Here is an 18481-nt window from a genome sequence, read left to right on the forward strand (position 1 = left end):
CTTGTTATGGATTTCGGCTGCTCCCGGGACCCCGAACCGGACACGTCCGTACAGTTGGGCGGGGAAGCTCGTGAGGGAGGCTCGATGGGTCGGGTGACGGTTCGACGTCCCGTGCTCAGGTTGTCCGCGCAGGGCGAGCGGCTCAGGCCGGACGCGTTGGCCGCCGAGGAACCGCTGGAACTGCGGGTCGACGGCAAGGCACTCGCGGTCACCATGCGGACCCCGGGCCACGACGTCGACCTCGCGCACGGCTTCCTGCTCAGCGAGGGCGTCATCGGCAGCCGCGCCGACATCGCCGTCGCCCGCTACTGCGACGGCGCGGGGCCGGACGGCCGCAACACCTACAACGTGCTCGACCTGACCCTGGCCGACGGCGTGCCACAGCCCGACGTCGGCGTCGAGCGCAACTTCTACACCACCTCCTCCTGCGGTGTGTGCGGCAAGGCCGCCCTCGACGCGGTGAAGCTGCGCACCCGCTTCTCCCCCGCCGACGACGAGTGCCGAGTCACCACGTCCGTCCTGTGTGGACTCCCGATCGCGCTGCGTGCCGGCCAGAAGGTCTTCGAGTCCACCGGCGGGCTGCACGCCGCCGGGCTGTTCGACGCTTCCGGCGAGCTGCTCGTGGTGCGCGAGGACGTCGGCCGGCACAACGCGGTGGACAAGGTGCTCGGCTGGGCGCTGCTCAACGAGCGGGTGCCGCTGGCCGGCATGGTGCTGATGGTCTCCGGCCGCGCGTCCTTCGAACTGGTGCAGAAGGCCGCCATGGCGGGAATCCCGATGCTCGCGGCCGTCTCCGCGCCGTCCTCGCTCGCGGTCGAACTTGCCGAGGAGCAGGGCATGACGCTGGTCGGCTTCCTGCGCGGCGACTCGATGAACGTCTACACCGGAGCGGACCGGATCGAGCGAAGCCCCGCGCACCAGTCATGACCGACGGTCCCAGGCTCAGCCGCCGAGCGCTGCTCACCGCGCTTGGCCTGACCGGGATCGCCACCGCCGGCATCGCGGCGAGCGCGGCGACCGGCACGCTGCCAGCCGGCGTGGCGATGCGGCACCTGCTCGGCGCGGCCGGCCAGTCGCCCGTCCCGAAGCGGTCGGTCGTCCGGCTGGAACGGGTGCACTCCGCCGCGCGCGGCCGGGGGGTCGACCTGCTGACGGTGCTGCCGCCGAACGTGCACACCGACGGCCTGCCCATGTCGCTGATGCTGCACGGGCTGCACGGCAGCGCCCGCTACGCGATACCCGGCAACCTGCCGGAGGCGTTGGCCCGCGTGGTCGCCGGGGGCGTGCCACCGTTCGGCTTCGTCGCCGTCGACGGCGGCGACAACTACTGGCACGAGAACGTCCCCGGCGACGACCCGATGGCGATGCTGCTCGACGAGCTGCCGAGGTGGTTGGCCGCCCGAGGGCTCGGCCAGCCGTTCGCCTGCACCGGGGTGTCCATGGGCGGGTTCGGCGCGCTGCTCTACGACCGCCGCCGGGCGGAACGCGGCCAGCCCGTCGGGGCCATCGCGGCGCTCTCGCCCGGCCTGCTCACCAGCTGGCCGGAGATGAGCAAGCGACACGCGTTCGCCAACGAGGCGCAGTGGGCCGAGCTCGACCCACTGCGCTCCGTCGACAAGCTCGGCCCTACGCCGATCGGCGTGTGGGTCGGCGACCACGACACGTTCATCGACGGCACGCGCCGGTTCATCCGGGACGCGCGGCCCTCGGTCGCGTCGATCACGCCGGGCGGCCACAACGACGCGTTCTTCCGCTCGGTCGTGCCGGACGTGCTGCGCTTCCTCGGCGGACACGTGCCGAAACCTGGTCGTCCTGGTTGATCGCGTGGTTATAGCGTGGTTCGTATGACCGTGCTGCGACTGGTTGGCGTCACGCTGCCGGACGGCCTCGCCCGCGAGCTGTTCGTGCTCGACGGCCGAATCACCTTCACCCGCCCTGCCGCCGAGGTGCGCACGATCGTCGACGGCGGCTGGCTGCTGCCCGGCCTCGTCGACATGCACGCGCACCCCGGCCTCTCGCACGGCGACGCGGAGGATCCGTTCCGGGCGGCCTGCGCCGACCTGCTGGACCAGGGCGTCACGGCGGCGCGGGTGCCTGGACTGCCGGTGCCGCTGCCGCCCGACGCGGACACCGATCCGGAGCTGCCCACCCTCACCGTGGCGGAGACCTGGCTGCTGCACAGCTCGCTCGGCGAGGGCATGTCGCTGCACCGGCACGTCGACGACCTCGGCGCGGCCGCCGCGGCTGCCGCGCGCCCAGGCGGCTGGGTGAAGATCATCGGCGACTGGGAGCCCGACGCCGACCCCGCGCCGCTGGACCAGGTGCGCGCGGCCGTCCTGGCCGCGCACGCGGCGGGGGCCAGGGTCGCCGTGCACTGCCAGACCGCCGCCGGGTGCGCCGTCGCGGTGGCCGCCGGGGTCGACAGCCTCGAACACGGCATGCACCTGGACCACGCGCTGCTGCCCACGATGGCCGCGCAGGGCACGGCGTTCGTGCCGACGATCGCGACGTTCGCCGACGAGGCCGAGCGGGTGCGCAGCAAGCCCGCCGGCCCGCGCCGCGACTGGTACCTGAACGGCCTCGACGGTCTTGCCCCCTCGGTGGCCGCCGCCGTCGAGGCCGGTGTCCGGGTGTTCGCCGGCACGGACTCGCCGCCGCGCAGCGGGCTCGCCGACGAGATCGGCCACCTGCACCGGGCCGGACTGTCCACGGCGGACGCCATCGGCGCGGCGAGCTGGGCGGCCCGCGACTGGCTCGGCTGGCAGGGCCTGGTCGAGGGCGCACCGGCCGACCTCGTGGCCCTCGACACCGACCCTCGGCTCGACCTCGCCGCGCTGCGCCACCCCCGGCTCGTGTTGCTGCGCGGCCGGATCGTGCGGTCTCAGGCGGTCAGCTGACCGCCGGCTTGAGCATGTCCTCACACCACTGGCGGAAGGTGGTCGGCGTGGTGGACGCCGGGGTGCGCGGCTCGACGTTGTCGAGGCCCTGGGCCTTGGCCACAATCATGTCGACCATGCCCCGAACCATCGCCTCGGACATTCCGTGCCTGGCCAGGTCCGCACCGAAAGCGTCGACCGAGATCTGTTGGTAGCGCACCGTTTTCCCCAACACCTCCGACATGATCCGCGCCAGGTCGTTGGAGGACAGGTCCTCCGGGCCGAGCACCGGGACGTCGTCGCGCCCGCTCCAGGAGGAGTCGAGCAGCAGCGCGGTGGCGACGGCGGCGATGTCGCGCGTGGCGCAGGTCGGATGCCTGTCGTCGCCGGGGAACGTCCCGAAGAACACGCCCTGGTTCTTGATCACCTCCGCCTGGCGGAGCATGTTGTCCATGAACCCGGGCATCGTCAGGGCCCGGTAGCTCACGCCGGCGCCGGCGATCAGGTCGTCCATCGCCAGCGCCGCCGATACCAGCCCGGCGTTGACGTCGACCCCGCGCCCCAGCGCCGAGACGCCGACCACCCGCGCGACTCCGTGGTTCCTGATGGCCTCGCACGCCGGCCGGGTGAAGTCCAGGTAGCCGGCTTCTAAGCTCTTCGCGTGGGGATCCGGGGGAATGAGCCAGAACACGGCGTCGGCGCCGACGAACGCCTTGTCGACGACATCGGCGTCGGCGTGCGATCCCCGCACGACCTCGACGCGCTCGCGCACGTCCTCGGCCAGGCGCGCGGGGTCACGCACGATCACGCGGACGGGCTCGTCGCTGTCGAGGAGATTCGCGACGACCTGGTGGCCGATGGCGCCCGTTGGCGTGGTGACGACAATCATGTGACCCTCCGAAGTAGCGGCAAGAAGTAAACTCGACCGTACCGTTTACATCTTAGGAAGGTCAAGACAGATGGCGAGGCGCGGTGAGGAGCTGCGGCAACACATCCTGCGGGCGGCGAAGGAAGTCTTCCTCGAGATGGGCTTCGAGCGCGCTTCGATGGATGTGGTGGCCGCGCGCGCCGAGACGTCGAAGCGATCCCTCTACGCGCACTTCGAGAGCAAGGACAAGCTCTTCCTCGCCGTCGTCGACCTCGTGCGCGAGCTCTACCTCGACACCCTCGGGACACCGGACGCCTACGACGACGACGTCGTGGAGGCCGCCGTCCTGTTCTGCGGCCGCTTCCTCCAGCTGCTCCTGTGGGAACCCGCGCTGCGAACCTGCCGCCTCGGCATCGCCGAGGCCGAACGGCTCCCGGAGGCGTCGGCCCGCTACTACGACGCGATCTTCAACGCCTCGCAGGAGCGGCTGGCGGCGTTCCTCGGCCAGCGGTGCGGACTCGCGCCGGCGACCAGCGCCGCCGTCGCCAGCGAGCTCCTCGGCCGCACGGTCTACCCGCGGCTGTTCCGCGCCCTCACCGGCGTCGAGGCGCTCCTGCCCGAGAAGCCCGAGGAGGCCACGATCGCGGCCGACATCGACCTCGCGCCGATCCGCGAGACCGCCGTCGCGCTCCTGCCGAAGGGCCGCTAGCGGGCGATCACGCTTCGGCCGGCGGGACCGATGTGCTCATCACGCAGTTGCCCTTGCCCTTGGGCCGGTCGTAGCTGAACCCGAGCTTCTCGTACATGCTGCGGGTGGCGTTGTAGAGGAACGACGCGGAGGGCCTCTTGCCCGGGGCCAGGTCATGCGGGTACGACTCGACCAGACCGCCGCCCGCCGCACTGATCAGCTGCAACGCACCCCGAACGGCGACCGCTGCCATCCCCTTGCGCCGGTACCTGCGGTCCACGAACAGGCACGTGATCCGGTAGTCCGGCATCCGGACGACGCCTTGTTCCCACTCCTTGCGGTGGTGGATGTTCGGCAGCTCCTCGACCGTTCCGTACTCACACCAGGCGACCGCGACGTCACCGTCGAACACCAGCGCGGCGTGCGCCCGGCCTTCGTCGACGAGGCGCTGCTTGAACGCGCGGTTGCCGATCGTTTTGCGTTCTGGACAGTCCGGATAGAGATGGAACCAGGTGCACCAGCACCCGCCCCACACGCCGTTGTGCCGCTCGGCAAGATCCGCGAACGCGTCCCACGTCTGCGGACCGAGTGGTTCGACTCGGTAGCCGTCCCCACTCGCCTCTACTGTGCTCATGCGGCAAACATAGAGGCATTTGCGGACGATCTACGACCGGAACTCGAGCTCGGTCGTCGAGCCCGCAGGCTCGCAGACCGGTGATCGTCTGCGGCGGTCTAGCGGCCCGTCAGCGGCGTGCGGCCGTGCCTGACCCAGTCCAGCAGCGCGGGCCACGGGCCGTAGCCGGCGACGATGTTGAGGTGCGCGCCGCCGGGGACGACGTCGTGGTCGATGAACAGGGCCTCGGCCATGGCCGTCGCCTCGGCGACCGCGCAGTACGGGTCGTCGTCGCCGGTCACCAGCCTCGTCGACCCGGCCGCCCTGCGCAGGCCGGTCGGGTCGAGCGGCAGCGGCTGCCAGCCGACGACGTCCGGGTCCTCCCACGTCGGCCCCGGCGGGGCCACCAGCAGCACGCGGTCCACGCGCAGCGCCGGGTCGAACTCGCCGGCCGCGTGGTGCAGCCACAGGTGCGCGCCGAGGGAGTGCGCGAGCACCACCCGCTCCACCTCGGTCGGCGCGGCGGCGAGGTGCTCGGTCAGCTCCGCGAGCCAGGTGGCCCGGTCGGGCCGGTCGGGATCGGTGAACTGCGGGTACTCCACGGCGCCGCCCGCACGCGCCAGCTCGCCGGCCGCCCAGCTCTGCCAGTGCTCCGGCCCGGAACCGGTGAACCCGTGCAGCACGATGACATACGGCAACGACGACACGGTGTTCCCCTGGATTGCTCGGAGGGTGACGCTCAGGCCGACTTCTCGCGCCGCTCGCGCCGGTTGGGCTGGCGCGCCACGATCGTCGGGTTCACGTTCTCCTTGACCGTCTGCTCCGTGATGACGACCTTGGCGACGTCGGTGCGGCTCGGGATGTCGTACATCACCGGCAGCAGCACCTCCTCCATGATCGCGCGCAGGCCACGGGCGCCGGTGCCACGCAGGATCGCCTGGTCGGCGATGGCCTCCATCGCGGTCTTGGTGAACTCCAGCTCGACGCCGTCCATGTCGAACAGCTTCTGGTACTGCTTCACCAACGCGTTGCGCGGCTCGGTGAGGATCGAGACCAGCGACGGCTTGTCCAGGTTGGTGACACTGGCCACCATCGGCAGCCGGCCGATGAACTCGGGGATCAACCCGAACTTGATCAGGTCCTCCGGCATGGCCTCGCCGAAGAAGTCGGCCTCGTCGACCTCGGCCTTGGACTGGATCTCCGCGCCGAAGCCGAGGCCGCGCTTGCCGACCCGGTCCTGGATGATCTTCTCCAGCCCGGCGAACGCGCCGGCCACGATGAACAGCACGTTCGTCGTGTCGATCTGGATGAACTCCTGGTGCGGGTGCTTGCGGCCACCCTGCGGCGGCACGCTCGCGGTGGTGCCCTCCAGGATCTTCAGCAGCGCCTGCTGCACACCCTCGCCGGAGACATCCCTGGTGATCGACGGGTTCTCGCTCTTGCGGGCGATCTTGTCGACCTCGTCGATGTAGATGATGCCCGTCTCGGCGCGCTTGACGTCGTAGTCGGCGGCCTGGATGAGCTTGAGCAGGATGTTCTCGACGTCCTCGCCGACGTAGCCGGCCTCGGTGAGCGCGGTGGCGTCGGCGATGGCGAACGGCACGTTGAGCAGCTTGGCCAGCGTCTGGGCCAGGTAGGTCTTGCCGCAGCCGGTCGGGCCGAGCATCAGGATGTTCGACTTGGCCAGCTCGACGCCGTCGTCGCGGCCGTCCCTGCTCCGGTCGCCGGCCTGGATGCGCTTGTAGTGGTTGTAGACCGCCACCGAGAGCGTGCGCTTGGCCTCGCTCTGCCCGATGACGTACTGGTCGAGGAAGTCGTGGATCTCGGCGGGCTTGGGCAGCTCGTCGAGCTTCACGTCGCCGGCCTCGGCCAGCTCCTCCTCGATGATCTCGTTGCAGAGGTCGATGCATTCATCGCAGATGTACACGCCTGGACCGGCGATGAGCTTTTTCACCTGCTTCTGGCTCTTTCCGCAGAAAGAGCACTTCAGCAGGTCTCCGCCGTCACCGATACGCGCCATGACCGCTGACCTCTGTCCCCTCCGGCGTGCCCGGTTCGGCACGCCTGGCTGCTTCTGTCGCTACGGCTCCGCATGCGGGCCGCGCGCGTTGCCCTCGACGGTACCCGTCAACCCCGCCGGAACGGGAGAACCTGGGTGCCCCCGCCGCGCCGCGCCCACTGGAATCCCAGCGTGGCTCGGCGTGTCGGCGGGGGCGCCCGCAGGTCACGGCTTGGCGGAGAGCTTCCGGTAAGGCAGGACGCTGTCCACGATCCCGTAGTCGTTGGCCTCGGCGGCCGTCAGGATCTTGTCCCGGTCGATGTCCTCGCGGACCTGCTCGGCCGTCTTGTTGGTGTGCCGAGCCAGGGTGCTCTCCAGCAGGCGACGCATGCGCTGGATCTCGTTGGACTGGATCTCCAGGTCGGAGACCTGCCCGTAGACACCCTCGGTGGCCGGCTGGTGGATCAGGATCCTGGCGTTGGGCAGCGCGTGGCGCTTGCCCGGCGTGCCGGCGGCGAGGATCACAGCGGCGGCCGAGGCCGCCTGGCCGAGGCAGTACGTCTGGATGTCGGGCCGGACGAACTGCATGGTGTCGTAGATGGCCATCAACGAGGTGAAGGAGCCACCCGGCGAGTTGATGTACATGATGATGTCGCGGTCCGGGTCGTCGGACTCCAGGAACAGCAGCTGCGCCATGATGTCGTTGGCCGACGCGTCGTCGACCTGGACACCGAGGAAGATGATGCGCTCCTCGAACAGCTTGTTGTACGGGTTGGACTCCTTGACCCCGTAGCTCGTGCGCTCGATGAAGGACGGCAGCACGTACCGGGACTGCGGAAGGTGACGCTCGTTCACTGTGACTCCTGGGTGGCGTGTCGCTGGCTGCTGTCCGGTCAGTTCTTGGGCACCTGGGTGGCGCGGCTGACGACCTTGTCGACGAAGCCGTACTCCAGGGCCTCCTGAGCGGTGAACCAGCGGTCGCGGTCGAAGTCGGCGATGATCTTGTCCACCGGCTGGCCGGTGTGCTCCGCGATCAGCTCCGCCATCTCCTGCTTGTGCTTGTTGAGCATGTCGGCCTGGATGGCGATGTCGGCCGCGGTGCCGCCGACGCCGGCGGAGGGCTGGTGCATCAGGATGCGGGCGTGCGGGAGCGCGTAGCGCTTGCCCGGGGTGCCTGCGGACAGCAGGAACTGCCCCATCGAGGCCGCGAGACCCATCGCGTAGGTGGCCACGTCCGGCTCGATGAGCTGCATCGTGTCGAAGATGGCCATGCCGGCGGTGACCGAACCGCCAGGCGAGTTGATGTAGAGGGTGATGTCCTTCTCGGGGTCCTCGGCGGCGAGCAGGAGGAGCTGCGCGGTGATCTGGTTGGCGATTCCCTCTTCAACCTGGGAACCCAACACGATGATCCGCTCTCGGAGCAGCCGCTCGTACACCGAGTCGTTGAGGTTCATCCCCGCGGTGCCGGACCGCATCTCGGGCTTCGGGAAGGAGTGCTGCGTCACGTCTGCCTGCCTTACTCCAGGTCGAACGGAGGACTGATCCGCCGTGGTGTTGCTTGTGTCTGCTCTCCCGCCTCGGCGCTTGAGAAGAACGTCGGCGGGCCCTGCATCCGACCTTAACGAAGGCGGGCGGCGTCGACTTCCCGACACCGCCCGCGTTCGCTCAGGGCTTTACTGGTCTGCGGTTTCCTCGGCCGACTCCTGCGGCTTGGCCTCGCCGAACAGCTCGTCGAGATCGAGTTCGGTGCCCGAGGCGTCGGTCACAGTGGCGTGCCGGACGACCGAGGCGAGCGCCTTGCCGCGGCGGACGTCGGCGAAGATCGCGCCGAGCTGGCCGGACTGCTGGGCGCGCTGGACGTACTCGTCCGGGTTGATGCCGTAGCGCTGGGCCTGGTAGATGATCCGCTCGGTCAGCTCGCCGTCGGAGACGCCGATCTCCTCGGCGTCCGCGATGGAGTCGAGCACGAGCTGGGTCTTGACGGCCTGCTCCGCGGCTTCCTTGAGTTCGGCGTCGAACTCCTCCTGGGTCTTGCCCTCGCCCGACAGCCACTCGGCGAAGCGAGCCTCGTCGTGGTCGAAGCTGTGCACCGCGTCGTGCTTGCGGGCGTCGATCTCGCCCTGGACGACGGCGTCGGGCAGCGGGACCTCGGTGACCGCGAGGAGGGCCTCGAGGACCTTGTCGCGGGCCTGGACGCCCTGCTGCATCTTGTGCACGCGGCCGAGGCGCTCGCGCAGGTCGCCCTTCAGCTCGTCCAGCGTGTCGAACTCGCTGGCCAGCTGGGCGAACTCGTCGTCAAGCTCGGGGAGCTGGCGCTCCTTGACGGAGCTGATGACGACCGTGACCTCGGCCTCCCGGCCGGCGTGCTCGCCAGCGACCAGGGTGGTGGTGAAGGTCTTGGTGTCGCCCTCGGACGCGCCGATCAGGGCCTCGTCGATGCCCTCGACGAGCTGGCCGGAGCCGATCTCGTAGGACAGGCCGGCGGTGCGGGCCTCCTCGACCTCGGCGCCGTCGACCGTGGCCGACAGGTCGACGACGACGAAGTCGCCTTCCTTGGCCGGGCGGTTGGCGCCGGTGAGGGTGCCGAAGCGGGCGCGGAGCTCGTCGAGCTGGGTGTCGACGTCGTCGTCGGAGACGGCGATGTCGTCGACCGAGACGGACAGCTCGTCGAACGCCGGGACGGTGATCTCGGGGCGGACGTCGACCTCGGCGGTGAAGGCGAGGGTGTCGCCGTCCTCGATCTTGGTGACCTCGAAGTCCGGACGGCCGATGGTGCGCACCTCGCCGCTGTTCACGGCTTCCAGGTACTTCGCCGGGATGGCCTCCTGGACGACCTCGTCCAGGACCGGGCCGCGGCCGATGCGGCTCTCAAGAACGCGGGCCGGGGCCTTGCCGGGGCGGAAACCGGGGATGCGCACCTGCTTGGCGAGCTTCCGGTAAGCGCGGTCGAAGCTCGACTTGAGCTCGTCGAACGGCACCTCGACGTTGATCCGGACCCGCGTCGGGCTCAGGTGCTCGACGGTGCTCTTCAACGTGATCTCCTCGTGCGAACAATGCGTGCGGAACACCCGGGAACGCCAGGACGGGCGCCGGGTTTCCGCACGAGTCTAGGCGAACTCTCCGGTCGGGGGACGTGCCGGGGTGCGGGTCACCTGCCGGGCCCGCCGATTCGCGGCGGGCGCCGCTGGTCACGCGGCCGATGCGACGGATCCCTGCCCGCACGTGCAGCGGACAGGGATCCAGGTCTGTCGGGGTGACAGGATTTGAACCTGCGGCCCCTCGCTCCCAAAGCGAGTGCGCTACCAAGCTGCGCTACACCCCGGTGGTGTGCGGCGAGCCTACCGTGACACGCTAGGCTTACGTCGCGCGGCCGTCCTACGGCCGCATGCGGGTGTAGCTCAATGGTAGAGCCCCAGCCTTCCAAGCTGGTCATGCGGGTTCGATTCCCGTCACCCGCTCAGATTGAATTTTCCCACGTCAACGGCGGTGCACCCCGATCTTGGGGAGCACCGCCGTTGTCTTGTCCGGGGCCGCCGGGCCATTAACGGGCCATTAGCTCTCGGAGCCGTCCTGCCCGCGTCGCCGCCGCTTCACGATCTTCTTCTTGGTCGACTTGGCAGGCTTGGCTGTGTCCTTCTCCACCCGCTTGCTCAGCGCGTCCGCGATCTCGTGGTCCCGCTGACTGGTCGCGTGCTGGTAGATCAGCGCCGCCCGCACGCTGCCGTGTCCCATCCGGTGCATCAGCTCCCGGGTGCTCGCCCCCGAGGCCGCAGCGAGGTTGTTGCCCGTGTGCCTCAGATCATGGAAGTGGAAGCCCTCGGGAAGACCGGCCTTGATGATGGTCGCCTTCCACTTCACCGCCTTGTGCCAGTTCCCCCGCTTGAGCGCCGCGCCCTTCTCCCCCGTGAAGATCAGTTCCTCAGGGCCGGCCTTGACGAACGCCATCAGGTGGCGCTGAAGCTCCGGCACCAGGACGCCTGGCAGCGCCACCGTCCGGACACCGGCAGCCGACTTGGTCGGCCCCGCAACGAGTTCCCCCGAGGAGAGCTGAGCCAGCCGCCGAGGAACCCGCACCGTTGGCGCGTCGAGGTCGACATCGCACCGCCGCAGCGCGATCAGCTCGCCCCACCGCAGGCCCGTGAAGGCCGCCGCCAGGATGAACGCTCGGAACCGAGGCTGAACCGCAGCGGCGAGCTTGAGCACCTGGTCCACGGTCGCCACCGGCCGCTCAGGGGCCTTCTCCTCGCCAGCACCCTTGATGCGGCACGGGTTTCGCTTGATCCGGTTGTCATCCAGCGCGGTGTTCATGATCGCCCGCAGCAGCCGGTATCCCTTGGCCGCCGTGCTCTCCGACCGCCCCTTGTCGAGCAGAGTGCGCTGCCAGGTCCGCACGGTCTCCGTCGAGATGTCGCCGAGGTTCATACCGCCGAGGAACGGCACCACGTGCAGCCGGAACATGCGCGCGTGCTCCTCCCTCGTGCGCACGCCGAGCTTCCGTTCCGCGACCCAGCGAACGCCGTAGTCCTTGAGTTCGACCTTGCCGAGCAGCGGGTCAACCCACTCCCCGCGAAGCATCTGCGACTCGATGACGACGAGCCACTGTTCCGCATCCCGCTTGGTCTCGAACGTCGTCGGAGCAGGCCGCATGATCCCGTCCGGTCCGGGGTACCGGGCCTGCCACCGTCCCGAAGCACGCTGCCGGACACTGCCGAAACGTCGGTGCCCATCCTTGTTCGCCATCAGGCAGTCCCCCAGAAGGTTGCGCGGGTGATCGCGGCGACTCGACCCGCGTCGATGAATGCGTCCACATCGGACCGCTTGAGCCGGACGTGCCGGCCGATGTGATGGAACGGGATCCGGCGCTCGGCGATCAGGCGGCGGACGAAGCGAACCGTCGTGTTCATGTACTCAGCCGCTTCCTGCACGGTGAAATGGCACTTCATGGTCTTGTCCTCCCCCTTGATCACGCAGCTTGCGGAGTTGCCGAAAGATCTGCGGCCGGCGGATCCCCGTTCGCCGCCAACAGCGCCCGGTCGTACTCGGCCCGCCAGGTGATCCGTTCCGCGATCGCGTGCATGAGCAGGTGCGCCCGAGGAGGCACGTTCGGGTCGCCGGGCTGGACCTTGTGCCACACCAGGCGAGACGTGTCCTTGGCCGGCTTCTCGATCCCCACCGCAGCGAGGGCCTGAACGACGAACCGCTTCCTGTCTGCCTTGTGGTCCGCCAGCGTCTTGCCGGACCACTTGCGCGACACCAGAACCCGCCGACCGGGCAGCCCGAGGGTGGCCCGCCGATGCGCCCTCCCCTTGCAGTGCCCCGGAGTCATCCGAGAATGGGCGCCACGGGGTTGGACCCCGTAGAGCAGCCACACGGGGCACTGCGGCGAGCACGGCGTGACCGACAGCTCGGCGTGCAGCCGGTCGGCGTGGTCGCGCTGCCGGGCCGTCGCCGACTCGACCACCTCACCGATGGACTTGGTGAGGTACTTCGTCAGATACCCGATGTGCCGGCCGGCTTCCTCGCTGCCGCCGAGGATGCCCTTGGAGTGCACCTGGCGGCCGAACTGCACGAGGTGCGCCGGGTGCTCGACCTGGTCCACCGCGTCGGCCCACACGGTCAGGGGCTGCTCGGTGTCGGGGTCCACGAACGCCTTGGCACGCGGGTCCCACACCGGCAACCGCTCACCGTCGTAGACGCGCTGGTCGTGCGCCGGCCACCACACTTGGTGATACGTGGCCGCCGTAACCTGCCGGATCAACTCATGCGAGATCGAACCCCGCACGGCCGCGTGCAGGTGCGGTGCGGCCCGCCTCTGCGGTTCCACCGTGGCGAAGTACTGCACATCCCAACCCACCGCACGCCGCAGGTTCTGCCACCAGCGGTCGACCAGCGAGGCGAAGTGCACCGCGTCCCGAGCGGCCCGCCGGTAGTCGTAGGTGTTCGGGTCAACCGGGGTGCCGTCCTCCCGCACCCGCCCGTAGCTGTCCAGGGTGAGCGTGACGAACATCGAAGGCCGGTAGGCACCCGCGAACTCCCGCCCCACGGTGCGCTTCTCGACCCGCCGCCGAGGCAGGTTCGGCGCGTCCTGCCGCCGCCTGGTCGACCGGTTCGGCGTCCGCTTCCCCGACTCGTCCGGCGAGGGCAGCCGGCCCCGCATCCCGAGTTGCCGAAGTTCCGCGTCGACGGAGTGGATCTCCTCGCGCAACTCGTCCGCGTCGCCGGCCTGGTCCTCCTCCACAGACTCTCGGTACGCCTTCACCAGGTCCGCCCGCAGCGTCAGCAGCTCGACCTGGTCCTTGCTGGGCGGCTCCGGGGTGAAGTCGGGTTCCTCGGCCATGTGCCAGCCCTCGCGGCACTGAGCCATCCGCAACGCCTTGGCCTTCTTGGCACACGGCCCGCACACGCTCTCGACCGTCGACCCGCACGGGACGGCGACGTAGCGGACCTCGTAGGTGCTGTGGTCCTCCACTTCCATCGTGAACGGCCGCACGCACACCCCGTGCTGCTCGGCCGCAGCCTTGACCACGTCGAGCGCCATCGGCAGCCGCATCCGCTCGGCCCGAGACTGCCCAGACACATCACCGGGGAACGACGCAGGCGCATTCATGCCGCCACCCCATCCGTGCAATCCGGCAGGGCCGGGAACTCGTGCACCGTCGCGTCCGCCGCAGTCGCGTACTCCCGCAGCTCGGCGAGGTTCGCGTCGGTGACGTGGAAGGCCCGAGCCCGCACCGGTTCGCGCTGCCCGTCCTCCTTGACCCACGCCACGCCGGGCGTGTTCTCGCTGATCTCGTGCGCCGCCGCGCCCCGCAGCCGGACACCGTCGCCAAGCACCATGTCGACCTGCTGCGGCTCATCCAGCCGCAGGGCCACGCGGGTGGAGAACAGATGCCGGAACCCGACGATCTCCTTACGCGGGTCCTGCACCAGGCCCACCAGCACGCAGCCAGGTGCACGGCCTTGGCTGGTGATGGTCTGGACGGCGCGGGTGGCTCGCTCGCGGAGGTTCTTGTCCACCTGGTAGGCGATGACGTCCGCCAACTCGTCCACCACCAGCACCGTCAAGGGTTCGCCGGTCTCGCGTGCCCACAGCCGCCGCACACCCCGGTAGCGGGCTGCCCGCTCCTTGACCTCGGCGGCGATCTGTTCCAGCAGTTCAACGGCGGCGGGGCCGTTGTCGAAGACGATCCGGTCGAAGATCTCCGGGCACTGCCCCAGCTCCATCCCGCCCTTGGGATCGACCCCGACCAGGCGGACCAGGCCGGCCCGGACGGCCGGGGCGAGCTGCCAGACCAGCGCCCACAGCACCGACCCTTTGCCCGCACCGGGAACGCCCACCACCAGGAGCTGTGACCCAAGAAGCCTTACACGCCAGGGCTTGCCGGTCTCGGTACGGCCGACTGTGATCCGCTTCAGATCCAGGCCCTGGGCGTCTTCGGCCAGCACGGGGGTTTCCACCGGCCGCGCCAGCGGGTCACGGTGTACGAAGTCGAGTTCGATCGTGCGGGGCCGCAGGACACGCACCCGGCACGAGTGCGCGCCGAAGGAGTGGGCCAGGTTCTCCCGCCGCGCCTCCCAGACGTCCGGAGCCTGAGCGGGGATCATCCGCACACGCACGCGGTCCCGCCAACCCTCTGCCCGCACCGCCCGCAGCTTCGGCCGGTACTCGCCGCTCTTGGTCTCCTTCACCAGATCAGCCAGGCGCATCACGGTGCGCCACTGCCGGGCATACACGGTCAGCCGCCGCCACTCCGAGCCCAGCCGGTACCAGGCATGCCGTAAGAAGGAAGCCCAGTGCAGCCCCGCCCACAGGGCTAGGACGTTGACGAGCACCAGGACGCCGAGGACGAGCGGCCAGACACCGAAGTGCCGGTACACCAGCCACCCGGCCAGCGGCGTCACGAACATGACCGGGTACCGGCACAGCAACCCCAGCACCCGGATCAGCAGCAGGAGCGCCCACCAGGTCAGGGCGAACGGGGACAGCAGGAGCAGCGCCCACCAGGGCAGCAGCACCCACCACGGCACCTGAGGCCGCTTGATCTCCAAGGGGGCCGGTTCGGCCAGCGGTCGCCTACGCATGGCGGCCACCACCCCGCCGGATCACGGTCACGGTGACGAACACCAACGGCAGCACGCCGGCACAGGAGGCGCACTCGGTCTCGCCGGGCAGTAGCCGGGCGAACTTCTTGCAGGTCCCGCAGCGGGACCCCTCTGGCGCGGACCCGCGCCCAGGTTCTAGGCTTTCCACTGTTCACTCCGCCTCGCGTTGTGGACAGCGCAGGAGCGGCAAGGTTGGTAGCCGGTTCCGCTTCTGCGCCTCAAGTTGGTTGCGCCGCACCAAGGCGTGCGGCATCGCCGCGTGACCCAGCAAGATCACGCGCTCTGTCCCAAAAGGACTCGGGTTCCGCCGTTGGCGGGTCAGTCGGCTCGCGCGCCGCTCCGGATCCGGCTGTCGATCTCCTCAGCCATCCGCGCCTCGCGCCCAGCCCAGTACAGCGCCTCGTGGTGGTGACCCCGGTCGGTCTCGGCCACCTCCGCGTACACGGCCGCGCTGCGCCGGTAGAACTCCAGCCACACCGGCATTTCCCCGCTCGGCGGGGGCCGCAACCGCCCTACCGCGTCGTGCGCCTCGTTCAGCGTCCGAGCCTGCCGCGCCACCGCCCACGGATCACCCGCCCGCGTCATGTCCGTCACGCAGCCTTGGCGGAGGTCTTGCCCGCGTCGGACGAGGGCGAGGACGCCTTGACCGTTCCGCCCGCATCCACCGGCCGCATGCCGGTAGCCCGCACCACGTAGGTGATCCACTTGGCTTGTCCGGACGCCTCAGCCCGAGGCTGGATCGTCAGGCCCTCCAGAACGACGGGTCGGAAGGGCGTGCCCGGCAGAGCAGCAGGCGGAACCGGCTGCACCTTCGCGGCGATCTCGACCGTGACCGACTTGTCCCGGTCCTTCTCTGCCGAAGGGTCCGCCAGCGTCACCCTGAACACCGGCAGCCCGGACGCCTCGTCAATCCTGGGCCGCAGAGGCTTGTTTCGCTGCTTGTCTTCCTGCGACTGGTACTCCGTCACCGCCGTCACGTCGCCGACGATGAACGCCCCCTGCGGGAACCACTCGTCAAACTCGATGTTGAACCGCATACCCGGTCGAGCAGCCATGATCAGAACCTTTCGTCTACCCAAGTCACCTAGTCCTCTAGACAAGTTGACCGTACCTAGTCGTCTAGAGGAGTTCAACGTTGACGCCGTTTCCTTCGCTTTTGCAAGCGGACTACATGGCTGGGACGTCGTACTCCAGCACGTACGCGCGAGCCACCTTCACCGTGTCGCAGACCTCCACGGGCACGTCGTCGGTGTCGTAGGCCGTGCGCACCAAGGTCATCACGGGAATTCCGGCACCGATGTCCAACACCTTGCGCTCCTCCGGAGTGGGCATCCGGGCGGACACCTCCTCGGTGAAGTGCGCGAGCTGGTGACCGGCGTCCTCGATCCGGGCGTAGATGCCACCCGGCCCCGTGTCCACCTCGGCGATCGGAGTCCCTTTGGCGATCTTCTCCGGGATGTACGAGGTAGCGACCTCCACCGGCTGACCATCAGCCAGGTAGCGACGCGACCGCACGATGACCCGATCACGGCGCGTGATCTTCAGCCGCTCGGCCACCTCAGGACTGACCATCTCGTTCGTGACCCGAATCTGATCAACACTCGGCGTGTGGCCGGCCGTCTCGGCCTCCGCCAGGAACGCGGCCTTGCCCTCCTTGCGGTGCCGACGCGCGAACCGATCAGACGCGAGTCGGCGCACCGGAGGAGCCGAGCGCACGAAGACACCCTTGCCGTGCATCGCGACGACCAGGCCCTCACCGCGCAGCTCGCGGATAGCCTCACGCACCGTCATCCGAGCCACGCCGTAGTACTCGATCAGCTCAGCCTCGGACGGCAACTGCTCACCAGGGGGAAGCTGCCCCTGCCTGATGTGCTCGCGCAGGATGTCTGCGATCTGCCGGTAGGGTGGGCGATCGTCCGACCTGTCGATGCTGCCAAGATCGAGCATGGTCACCTACTCCTACAGACGACTAGACGAGTCAAGTTTGACATAGGTGCAGCGCGAAGGAAAGCGGAAGCATGACGGAAAATCGACGGCATTCCGTGAGCGTCGCCGGAATCGTGATCAACGATGCCGATCAGATTCTAGTCATTCGCCGACGCGACAACGGTCAATGGGAACCACCGGGCGGCATCCTCGAAATCAGCGAGACCTTCGAAGACGGCGTCCGTCGCGAAGTGTTCGAGGAGACCGGCGTCAAGGTCGAGGTCGAGCGGCTGACCGGCGTGTACAAGAACATGAACCGCGCAATCGTCGCCCTCGTCTTCCGTTGCAGGCCAACAGATACACAGGCTGAGGAAAGCCTGCCGACAGCGGCCACCGACGAGGCCAGGGAAGTCCGATGGATGAGCCTCGCTGAAATCCGCGAGGCAATGGCACCTGCCTACGCCATTCGAGTCGCCGACGCATTCGAGCCAGGCACCCGCACCCGCGCCCACGACGGCGTATCACTTATCTAGCCCCGCAGCACTGTCGGCACGGAGTTTCAGCGTTGACCAAAGACCGAACGCCTGTCGATGACTCCGAATCGTTGCGTCGCATCCTTGCCAACACCGATGCACTGCTTCTCGACTTCGACGGCCCGGTCGGCTCCGTCTTCGCCGGCCTGCCCGCACCCACCGTTGCCGACCACCTCCGCGACATCTTGGCCCAGGGCGGCTACAGCGAGCTGCCGCCCGACGTAGCCAAGGCGGGCGACCCGTTCGACGTCTTCCGGTATGCGGCCGAACTTGGTCCGGACGAAGCCCACTACGTCGAGGCAGCCCTCCGCGCCCACGAGGTTGAGGCGATGTCGACCGCAGCGCCGACGCCTGGCGCTCACGACCTCATCCGCGCCTGGCACGCCACCGGCCGCCAGCTCGCCATCGTCAGCAACAACAGCACTGCCTCCGTGAAGACCTACCTTCACCGGCACAAGCTGATCACCTACTTCGGGGCGATCTCGGCCCGCAACAGCTCGGGCCCTGCGCTGTTGAAGCCAGCCACGTACCTGCTTGATCAGGTCACCAGGGCGATCAGCGTTCCGGCTCAGCGGAGCACCCTGGTCGGTGACTCCTTGAATGACCTATTTGCAGCCAAGGCCGCAGGCGCGTTGGCTATCGGCTACGCGAACAAGCCCGGCAAGTCAGCACTCTTCGCCGATGCCGGAGCCGACGCGATCACGACGAGCATGGTCAACCTGGGCTACGTCCTGCGCTTGCTTTAGTTGCTGCCGAATTTGGCTCTATGGGATCAAGGCGCGCCGCCGGCGGCGGCGCGCTGGGCCTGTCGCGTTCCAGCGTCCCCGCATCCATCCCCGGCTATGCCGGCCTTCCGCTTCGCTACGGCCGACGGC

The 18481-nt window shown here is 69.1% G+C and carries 20 protein-coding genes and 2 tRNA genes; 7 read left to right on the forward strand and 15 right to left on the reverse strand.

Annotated elements, in window-relative coordinates; translation table 11 throughout:
- The first annotated feature begins 84 nt into the window (after positions 1 to 84).
- Genes fdhD through F0L68_RS03370 form a run of 3 tightly spaced genes read left to right on the forward strand, consistent with a single transcriptional unit; the run spans position 85 to position 2897 of the window.
- Complete coding sequence (gene fdhD / locus F0L68_RS03360; RefSeq protein ID WP_149847902.1) at positions 85 to 927, forward strand: formate dehydrogenase accessory sulfurtransferase FdhD; 843 nt, start codon at positions 85 to 87, stop codon at positions 925 to 927.
- On the forward strand, positions 924 to 1820 hold the full coding sequence (locus F0L68_RS03365) for an alpha/beta hydrolase (protein WP_149847903.1): 897 nt from the start codon (positions 924 to 926) through the stop codon (positions 1818 to 1820). Before fdhD ends, F0L68_RS03365 begins: the two co-directional genes overlap by 4 nt.
- A 24-nt stretch (positions 1821 to 1844) precedes the next feature.
- Positions 1845 to 2897 carry an amidohydrolase family protein gene (locus F0L68_RS03370; protein WP_149847904.1) on the forward strand — a complete coding sequence of 351 codons (1053 nt, stop codon included), beginning with the start codon at positions 1845 to 1847 and terminating at the stop codon, positions 2895 to 2897.
- On the opposite strand, the gene F0L68_RS03375 is transcribed toward F0L68_RS03370, so the two are convergent.
- Entirely contained in the window at positions 2890 to 3765 is an 876-nt protein-coding gene (locus F0L68_RS03375) for an NAD(P)H-binding protein (RefSeq protein WP_149847905.1), read from the reverse strand. The genes F0L68_RS03370 and F0L68_RS03375 overlap by 8 nt on opposite strands.
- Positions 3766 to 3835: 70 nt before the next feature.
- Here F0L68_RS03375 and F0L68_RS03380 point away from each other — a divergent pair, with 70 nt between their 5' ends.
- Positions 3836 to 4453 carry a TetR/AcrR family transcriptional regulator gene (locus F0L68_RS03380; protein WP_149847906.1) on the forward strand — a complete coding sequence of 206 codons (618 nt, stop codon included), beginning with the start codon at positions 3836 to 3838 and terminating at the stop codon, positions 4451 to 4453.
- A 7-nt stretch (positions 4454 to 4460) separates the two neighbouring features.
- Here F0L68_RS03380 and F0L68_RS03385 read toward each other — a convergent pair whose 3' ends face one another.
- The 7 genes from F0L68_RS03385 to F0L68_RS03415 all read right to left on the reverse strand — a co-directional run bounded on the left by F0L68_RS03385 (position 4461) and on the right by F0L68_RS03415 (position 10366).
- Positions 4461 to 5066, reverse strand: coding sequence for a GNAT family protein (locus tag F0L68_RS03385; protein ID WP_149847907.1), 606 nt, complete (start codon positions 5064 to 5066; stop codon positions 4461 to 4463).
- 98 nt (positions 5067 to 5164) lie between these two features.
- Positions 5165 to 5752: an RBBP9/YdeN family alpha/beta hydrolase gene (locus F0L68_RS03390; protein WP_149847908.1), complete on the reverse strand. Its 588-nt coding sequence runs from the start codon at positions 5750 to 5752 to the stop codon at positions 5165 to 5167.
- Positions 5753 to 5784: 32 nt separating this feature from the next.
- Positions 5785 to 7065 (reverse strand): ATP-dependent Clp protease ATP-binding subunit ClpX, encoded by a 1281-nt coding sequence (gene clpX, locus F0L68_RS03395; RefSeq protein ID WP_149847909.1) that lies wholly within the window; start codon positions 7063 to 7065, stop codon positions 5785 to 5787.
- A 204-nt stretch (positions 7066 to 7269) separates the two neighbouring features.
- Positions 7270 to 7899, reverse strand: coding sequence for an ATP-dependent Clp protease proteolytic subunit (locus tag F0L68_RS03400; RefSeq protein WP_149847910.1), 630 nt, complete (start codon positions 7897 to 7899; stop codon positions 7270 to 7272).
- A gap of 38 nt (positions 7900 to 7937) precedes the next feature.
- Positions 7938 to 8519 carry a ClpP family protease gene (locus F0L68_RS03405; protein WP_149847935.1) on the reverse strand — a complete coding sequence of 194 codons (582 nt, stop codon included), beginning with the start codon at positions 8517 to 8519 and terminating at the stop codon, positions 7938 to 7940.
- Between the two features lie 198 nt (positions 8520 to 8717).
- A complete protein-coding gene (gene tig / locus F0L68_RS03410) occupies positions 8718 to 10076 on the reverse strand; it encodes a trigger factor (RefSeq protein WP_149847911.1) in 1359 nt (452 codons plus the stop codon).
- A gap of 216 nt (positions 10077 to 10292) precedes the next feature.
- Positions 10293 to 10366, reverse strand: a tRNA-Pro gene (locus tag F0L68_RS03415).
- A gap of 65 nt (positions 10367 to 10431) precedes the next feature.
- Here F0L68_RS03415 and F0L68_RS03420 point away from each other — a divergent pair.
- Positions 10432 to 10502 (forward strand) — tRNA-Gly (locus F0L68_RS03420).
- Positions 10503 to 10596: 94 nt separating this feature from the next.
- Here F0L68_RS03420 and F0L68_RS03425 read toward each other — a convergent pair.
- The 7 genes from F0L68_RS03425 to F0L68_RS03455 all read right to left on the reverse strand — a co-directional run bounded on the left by F0L68_RS03425 (position 10597) and on the right by F0L68_RS03455 (position 17094).
- Complete coding sequence (locus F0L68_RS03425) at positions 10597 to 11784, reverse strand: tyrosine-type recombinase/integrase (RefSeq protein ID WP_149847912.1); 1188 nt, start codon at positions 11782 to 11784, stop codon at positions 10597 to 10599.
- Positions 11784 to 12011: a helix-turn-helix domain-containing protein gene (locus tag F0L68_RS03430; protein WP_438672239.1), complete on the reverse strand. Its 228-nt coding sequence runs from the start codon at positions 12009 to 12011 to the stop codon at positions 11784 to 11786. Before F0L68_RS03430 ends, F0L68_RS03425 begins: the two co-directional genes overlap by 1 nt.
- Entirely contained in the window at positions 12008 to 13651 is a 1644-nt protein-coding gene (locus F0L68_RS03435) for a replication initiator (RefSeq protein WP_149847913.1), read from the reverse strand. The genes F0L68_RS03430 and F0L68_RS03435 overlap by 4 nt, the downstream gene beginning before the upstream one ends.
- Positions 13648 to 15126, reverse strand: a complete 1479-nt coding sequence (locus F0L68_RS03440; RefSeq protein WP_149847914.1) for an FtsK/SpoIIIE domain-containing protein — start codon at positions 15124 to 15126, stop codon at positions 13648 to 13650. The genes F0L68_RS03435 and F0L68_RS03440 overlap by 4 nt, the downstream gene beginning before the upstream one ends.
- Positions 15127 to 15465: 339 nt before the next feature.
- Complete coding sequence (locus F0L68_RS03445) at positions 15466 to 15732, reverse strand: AMED_5909 family protein (RefSeq protein ID WP_149847937.1); 267 nt, start codon at positions 15730 to 15732, stop codon at positions 15466 to 15468.
- Positions 15733 to 15737: 5 nt separating this feature from the next.
- Positions 15738 to 16202: a hypothetical protein gene (locus tag F0L68_RS03450; RefSeq protein ID WP_149847915.1), complete on the reverse strand. Its 465-nt coding sequence runs from the start codon at positions 16200 to 16202 to the stop codon at positions 15738 to 15740.
- Between the two features lie 112 nt (positions 16203 to 16314).
- Positions 16315 to 17094, reverse strand: coding sequence for a GntR family transcriptional regulator (locus tag F0L68_RS03455; RefSeq protein ID WP_149847938.1), 780 nt, complete (start codon positions 17092 to 17094; stop codon positions 16315 to 16317).
- 71 nt (positions 17095 to 17165) lie between these two features.
- Between F0L68_RS03455 and F0L68_RS03460 the strand changes: the two genes are divergently transcribed.
- Complete coding sequence (locus F0L68_RS03460; protein WP_149847916.1) at positions 17166 to 17606, forward strand: NUDIX hydrolase; 441 nt, start codon at positions 17166 to 17168, stop codon at positions 17604 to 17606.
- A gap of 32 nt (positions 17607 to 17638) precedes the next feature.
- On the forward strand, positions 17639 to 18352 hold the full coding sequence (locus F0L68_RS03465; RefSeq protein WP_149847917.1) for an HAD family hydrolase: 714 nt from the start codon (positions 17639 to 17641) through the stop codon (positions 18350 to 18352).
- Positions 18353 to 18481: the final 129 nt, after the last annotated feature.

Source organism: Solihabitans fulvus (assembly GCF_008386585.1).
Lineage (GTDB): Bacteria > Actinomycetota > Actinomycetes > Mycobacteriales > Pseudonocardiaceae > Solihabitans > Solihabitans fulvus.

What these genes read in the sequence shown, in the direction of transcription:
- F0L68_RS03440 (WP_149847914.1), bottom strand. Translation starts at nt 15,126, where the DNA reads ATGCGTAGGCGACCGCTGGCCGAACCGGCCCCCTTGGAGATCAAGCGG.
- F0L68_RS03445 (WP_149847937.1), bottom strand. Translation starts at nt 15,732, where the DNA reads ATGACGCGGGCGGGTGATCCGTGGGCGGTGGCGCGGCAGGCTCGGACG.
- F0L68_RS03455 (WP_149847938.1), bottom strand. Translation starts at nt 17,094, where the DNA reads ATGCTCGATCTTGGCAGCATCGACAGGTCGGACGATCGCCCACCCTAC.
- F0L68_RS03405 (WP_149847935.1), bottom strand. Translation starts at nt 8,519, where the DNA reads ATGCGGTCCGGCACCGCGGGGATGAACCTCAACGACTCGGTGTACGAG.
- F0L68_RS03375 (WP_149847905.1), bottom strand. Translation starts at nt 3,765, where the DNA reads ATGATTGTCGTCACCACGCCAACGGGCGCCATCGGCCACCAGGTCGTC.
- F0L68_RS03450 (WP_149847915.1), bottom strand. Translation starts at nt 16,202, where the DNA reads ATGGCTGCTCGACCGGGTATGCGGTTCAACATCGAGTTTGACGAGTGG.
- clpX (WP_149847909.1), bottom strand. Translation starts at nt 7,065, where the DNA reads ATGGCGCGTATCGGTGACGGCGGAGACCTGCTGAAGTGCTCTTTCTGC.
- F0L68_RS03370 (WP_149847904.1), top strand. Translation starts at nt 1,845, where the DNA reads ATGACCGTGCTGCGACTGGTTGGCGTCACGCTGCCGGACGGCCTCGCC.
- F0L68_RS03380 (WP_149847906.1), top strand. Translation starts at nt 3,836, where the DNA reads ATGGCGAGGCGCGGTGAGGAGCTGCGGCAACACATCCTGCGGGCGGCG.
- fdhD (WP_149847902.1), top strand. Translation starts at nt 85, where the DNA reads ATGGGTCGGGTGACGGTTCGACGTCCCGTGCTCAGGTTGTCCGCGCAG.
- F0L68_RS03365 (WP_149847903.1), top strand. Translation starts at nt 924, where the DNA reads ATGACCGACGGTCCCAGGCTCAGCCGCCGAGCGCTGCTCACCGCGCTT.
- F0L68_RS03435 (WP_149847913.1), bottom strand. Translation starts at nt 13,651, where the DNA reads ATGAATGCGCCTGCGTCGTTCCCCGGTGATGTGTCTGGGCAGTCTCGG.
- F0L68_RS03425 (WP_149847912.1), bottom strand. Translation starts at nt 11,784, where the DNA reads ATGGCGAACAAGGATGGGCACCGACGTTTCGGCAGTGTCCGGCAGCGT.
- F0L68_RS03460 (WP_149847916.1), top strand. Translation starts at nt 17,166, where the DNA reads ATGACGGAAAATCGACGGCATTCCGTGAGCGTCGCCGGAATCGTGATC.
- F0L68_RS03385 (WP_149847907.1), bottom strand. Translation starts at nt 5,066, where the DNA reads ATGAGCACAGTAGAGGCGAGTGGGGACGGCTACCGAGTCGAACCACTC.